Below are 4616 nucleotides of genomic sequence, written 5' to 3' on the forward strand. Positions count from 1 at the left end.
ATACCACCAATAATTAGTCGATTCAACTTTAAACGGCTCCTGTGGATCGGCACTATCACCATCTATATCGCTGTAATTTTCAACTTTATCTAAGTTTGTTGAAGTATAAATCGCCACTTTAAAATCATTCAACGTTAAATTACCATCAAATTCTTTCACTTCACTAGATTTTATAGTGCCACTCGCCTCACTGTAAAAAACACCATTGACAGTAAAACCATGTTTATCTGCACTCGATAACGCCACCACTTGCGGTGCATTCCCTGTAATAACCTGACTCGAAGTTGCTGTTAGTATTGCATTAGCTGAGCCAACATGTATCCATTGTGATAATAAGATTAAACCCATTATTTGAGCAAGTTTCGGTTTTGAGTGAGCTGTAAGTGTTGTTATTTTGGCAACAAAGTGAGATTTGCAATGGAAGTGTTTAAAACAGAAAGATAACAGTAAAAATAAAACGTTTTGCCGTAATATTAAAGGTGAAATAAAACGATTAACAAAATGCCCGATGCCCGATGCCCGATGCCCGATGCCCGATGCCCGATGCCCGATGCCCGATGCCCGATGCCCGATGCCCGATTAAGTCCATATTTTATCATAATTTTATTATTCCTCATACTTATTTTCTTAAATTTATTGTTATAAAATAAACAGTTAATGTTGTTTTTAGTAATTTTAGCATAAAGTAGTATATAACTATGCTACTCTATTTTAGAATAAAACCCTCATTTTTCACCTGTTTTTTTGTAAAGTTTTGTTAAGCATATAAAAATCCTTAACCAATCGAACCACTGTATGTGTGGTTAACTTTTCCTCTGTTTATAGAATTGGTAAGGTATTGATGCTACATACATTGGTTTTTATGGTAAGTTTTAATGGCATTGAAATGCCGCTGTCACAACCTATAATTTTTTCTTATCATCATCAATTATGCGTCTTCCGCTATTGTCATACCACCAATAATAAGTCGATTCAACTTTAAACGGATGCTGTGGATCAGCATTATCTATATTATTATAATTCTCAACCCTATTTAAATTGTTTGATATATAAGTTACCACTTTAAAATCATTAAGCGTTAAATTACCATCAAATCCGTTCACTTCACTAGATTTTATAGTACCACTCACCTCACTATAAAAAACACCGTTGACAGTACAACCATGTTTATCTGCACTCGATAATGCCACCACTTGCAGAGCATTCCTAGCAATGACCAGACTTGAAGTCGCTTTTAGTATTGCATTAGCTGAACTAACTATAGCCAATTGTGATAGTAAGATTAAGCTGGTTTTGATGCTAGACTATTTTACAATAAACTTCTTTCCCCAACTTTTTGTAAAGTCTTGTAGCCACGTTAGCTTTTCAATTTCATCATTAATAGATATAATCTATTTAATCAACTATATTTAACAACTTTTCTTTAATTTAAAGTAACGTATAGTATTTATATGTAAAAAACTTATTCGAGGTGAAAATGTATACTGTAATTTTTGGGCGTCAAGGTTGCCCTTATTGTGTTCGAGCTAAAGAACTAGCTGAAAAACTTTCTCAAGAGCGTGATGATTTTTCTTATCGTTATGTTGATATTAACGCAGAAGGCATTACTAAAGAAGATCTGTCTAAAAGTGTAGGTAAACCTGTTGAAACAGTACCTCAAATCTTTATTGATGAAAAACCAATCGGTGGTTGTACTGATTTTGAAGCTTATGCAAAAGAGCATTTAGGCTTATTTAAAGAATAATGTAAATGAGTGTATTAAATTCAAGCCACTATTTGGTGGCTTTTTAATATTTACTTGTTATTAACGACCTGGTAGTTTTTTCCAAGTTACATCGTTACGTAAATAAGTTGGTTCTACTTCCTCAACATTAACAACTTCATTCTTTAACCATTTATTCTTAGCAATAACGACTAGATCTTGTGCATGAGGTAATAAGATATCACTTTGTCTTATTCCTTTAATCATATCTGGATAAGTTTGCCAACCAGTGCCAGCACAATAACTATCATTACCTATATTTTCCACTTTTTCTATTACTTTTTCAGGTGCAATAACACATTCAGGAATAACTATTTGCCATTGATTATTGGTGTAATAGTATTGTCCTAAATAGACTTCCCCCATTCTGGCATCAATTGTAGCAATGACTTTTGTGGCTTTTTGTGTTCGATATACACCTTGAGCCAAGGTCATCAACGTTGAAACTCCGATCATTGGTTTGTCAATGCCTAATGCTAAACCTTGTGCAACACCAATGCCAATTCTAACACCAGTAAAACTACCAGGTCCTTGTCCAAAGGCTATGGCATCAACTTGAGCAAGTGAACAATCTGATAGTGCAAGAAGCTTATCCACCATTGGTAATATTTGCTTAGTATGATCGCGTGCTGATATGATGAAATCATGAGTGATTTCATTACGGTAAATTAAAGCTACCGAACATGCTTCTGTTGAGGTATCAATAGCTAAGATAGTACTCATTTCTTTTCCAAAATATTTAAGTTTATAAGTTAGATTTAGATAATAAAAAATTAATAACTTTATTTACATCTCGTGTTCTTGGCGATGGAGGTAAACTATTAATAAAGGTTGCACCGTAAGGTCTCATAACCAAGCGATTGTCACAAATAATAATTGCTCCGCGGTCATTATGATGGCGAATTAATCGACCTACTCCTTGTTTTAAAGTAATAACAGCTTCAGGTAATTGCACATCATTAAATGCATCTCCACCTTGCATTTGGCAATCCTCCATACGAGCTTTTATTAAAGGATCGTCTGGAGATGTAAATGGTAATTTATCTATAATAACACAAGATAAGGTATCGCCCCGAACATCAATACCTTCCCAAAAACTACTGGTAGCAATTAATAAGGCGTTTCCGCTATGTATAAATTGCTCAAGTAATTTTACTTTACTTGTTTCACCTTGTACTAATACTGGTAATTTGGTGAGTTCTTTAAACTGTTTTGCTAAAGCATTCATCATGGCATAAGAAGTACATAGGAAGAAACAACGCCCATTGTTTGCTTCAATAACTGGCAATAATATATCGACCAATTTTTCAGCATTACCTTGTTCATTAGGAGAAGGAATATAACGCGGAACACACATGACAGTTTGATGTAAATAATCAAATGGGCTTTCTAAAATAAGGGACTCGGCATTTGTGAGACCAAGGCGCTTAGTAAAATAATCTAATTTATTATCAACAGACAAAGTTGCCGAGGTAAAAATCCAACTACCTTTACGTTGTGCTAATAGTTCAGAAAATTTATCGGCCACTGACAATGGCGTTATCGCAAAAACAAAATAATTATAAGTACATTCATACCAATAACTAAACCCAGTTACATATGTTTCACTTAATTTTTTTAATAAGCTGATGTATTGATTTACTCGTTCAAAGCAGTTATCTAATGCTGTAGATCGTCCTATTGCCAACATTAAAACCTCACGACAAAAATCTAATGCATCAAAAAGATAAGATAACTCTTTTTTTATTGCTTGCTGTTTGAATAACACTCGCAAATTACCTTTAGGTGGTTGCTGATTAATTGCAATACGCAAATCTTGAACACTTTTTTGCAATTTATCTGCACACTGCTGTAGCTGAGACATATCTTTTACTTCAGTGCGATAGCTAAGCGTTATCTCTTTTGCAAGTTCTAGTAGCTGACGACTAGTTAACTGTTGTCCAAAATAGTGACAAGCCAGATCTGGTAACTGATGGGCTTCATCAAAAATCATTACATCAGCCTTAGGAATAAGCTCACCAAAACCTGTATCTTTTACCACAACATCGGCTAAAAATAGATGGTGATTAACAACCACAATATCCGCATTTAAAGCACGCTTACGAGCCTTAACAACATAACAATCATTATAATGTTCGCAGTCACTTCCAAGACAGCTTTCGTTTGTACTAGTTAATACGGGCCAAATTGGGTTTTCTTCCGTAACTGCTATACATTTGCTAATATCTCCATCTTTGGTTTTAATTGACCAATTTTTGACACGAACTAAATCAACACGTAAATCTTTATCAAGATCTCCGGCAGCTGCATATTGATTATACAATCGTTCTAAACAAAGATAATTCGATCTACCTTTAAGAAGAGATATTTTGCCAGTGTAATTTAATGCTTTTTTGATAATAGGCAGATCTTTACTAAAAAGTTGATCTTGTAGATTCTTGGACCCCGTGGAAAGTATTACTTTCTTTTCACTACGTAGAGCGGGTACTAAATAAGCGAATGTTTTACCTGTTCCAGTCCCAGCCTCAACAACAAGAGACTGTTGCTTATTTATTGACTCTGAGACTTTACTTGCCATGTTTCGTTGTGGCTCTCTTGCCACAAATCCATCAATAGCTTTAGCCAATAAACCATTCTCAGAAAAATCATCAATCACTTAAAATATACCTAATAAAAAGCTAAGTTCAACACACCAATAAAATTAAGAAAATATATTCTAAGAAAAATAAACGTTATGAAAAATATTATGAAACATTTCAAAAATGAGATGAATTTATTATTGCTGAATTGAATAATTAAAAAACTTAATATACTACATTAATTAATATTTTCAAAATATAGGTATCTACAAAGC

6 protein-coding genes are annotated in these 4616 nt (G+C 33.7%); 1 reads left to right on the plus strand and 5 read right to left on the minus strand.

Annotated elements, in window-relative coordinates; translation table 11 throughout:
* The 3 genes from A9G44_RS06540 to A9G44_RS06545 form a co-directional block, all read right to left on the minus strand.
* On the minus strand, window positions 1-348 hold a 348-nt coding region (locus A9G44_RS06540; RefSeq protein ID WP_143426331.1), incomplete at its 3' end, for a hypothetical protein.
* A gap of 125 nt (window positions 349-473) precedes the next feature.
* A complete protein-coding gene (locus A9G44_RS13685) occupies window positions 474-617 on the minus strand; it encodes a hypothetical protein (protein ID WP_218837549.1) in 144 nt (47 codons plus the stop codon).
* Between the two features lie 285 nt (window positions 618-902).
* Window positions 903-1268, minus strand: a complete 366-nt coding sequence (locus A9G44_RS06545) for a hypothetical protein (protein WP_143426332.1) — start codon at window positions 1266-1268, stop codon at window positions 903-905.
* A gap of 209 nt (window positions 1269-1477) precedes the next feature.
* Between A9G44_RS06545 and A9G44_RS06550 the strand changes: the two genes are divergently transcribed.
* On the plus strand, window positions 1478-1744 hold the full coding sequence (locus A9G44_RS06550) for a GrxA family glutaredoxin (protein WP_034912061.1): 267 nt from the start codon (window positions 1478-1480) through the stop codon (window positions 1742-1744).
* Window positions 1745-1804: 60 nt separating this feature from the next.
* Here the strand turns inward: A9G44_RS06550 and tsaB are convergent, their stop codons facing one another.
* Window positions 1805-2485 (minus strand): tRNA (adenosine(37)-N6)-threonylcarbamoyltransferase complex dimerization subunit type 1 TsaB, encoded by a 681-nt coding sequence (tsaB, locus tag A9G44_RS06555; protein WP_065609927.1) that lies wholly within the window; start codon window positions 2483-2485, stop codon window positions 1805-1807.
* Window positions 2486-2507: 22 nt separating this feature from the next.
* Window positions 2508-4418 (minus strand): ATP-dependent DNA helicase, encoded by a 1911-nt coding sequence (locus A9G44_RS06560; RefSeq protein WP_065609929.1) that lies wholly within the window; start codon window positions 4416-4418, stop codon window positions 2508-2510.
* Window positions 4419-4616 lie beyond the last annotated feature (198 nt).

This window comes from Gilliamella sp. Occ4-3 (genome assembly GCF_001690675.1).
Lineage (GTDB): Bacteria > Pseudomonadota > Gammaproteobacteria > Enterobacterales > Orbaceae > Gilliamella > Gilliamella bombi.

What these genes read in the sequence shown, in the direction of transcription:
- A9G44_RS13685 (WP_218837549.1), bottom strand. Translation starts at nt 617, where the DNA reads ATGAGGAATAATAAAATTATGATAAAATATGGACTTAATCGGGCATCG.
- A9G44_RS06550 (WP_034912061.1), top strand. Translation starts at nt 1,478, where the DNA reads ATGTATACTGTAATTTTTGGGCGTCAAGGTTGCCCTTATTGTGTTCGA.
- tsaB (WP_065609927.1), bottom strand. Translation starts at nt 2,485, where the DNA reads ATGAGTACTATCTTAGCTATTGATACCTCAACAGAAGCATGTTCGGTA.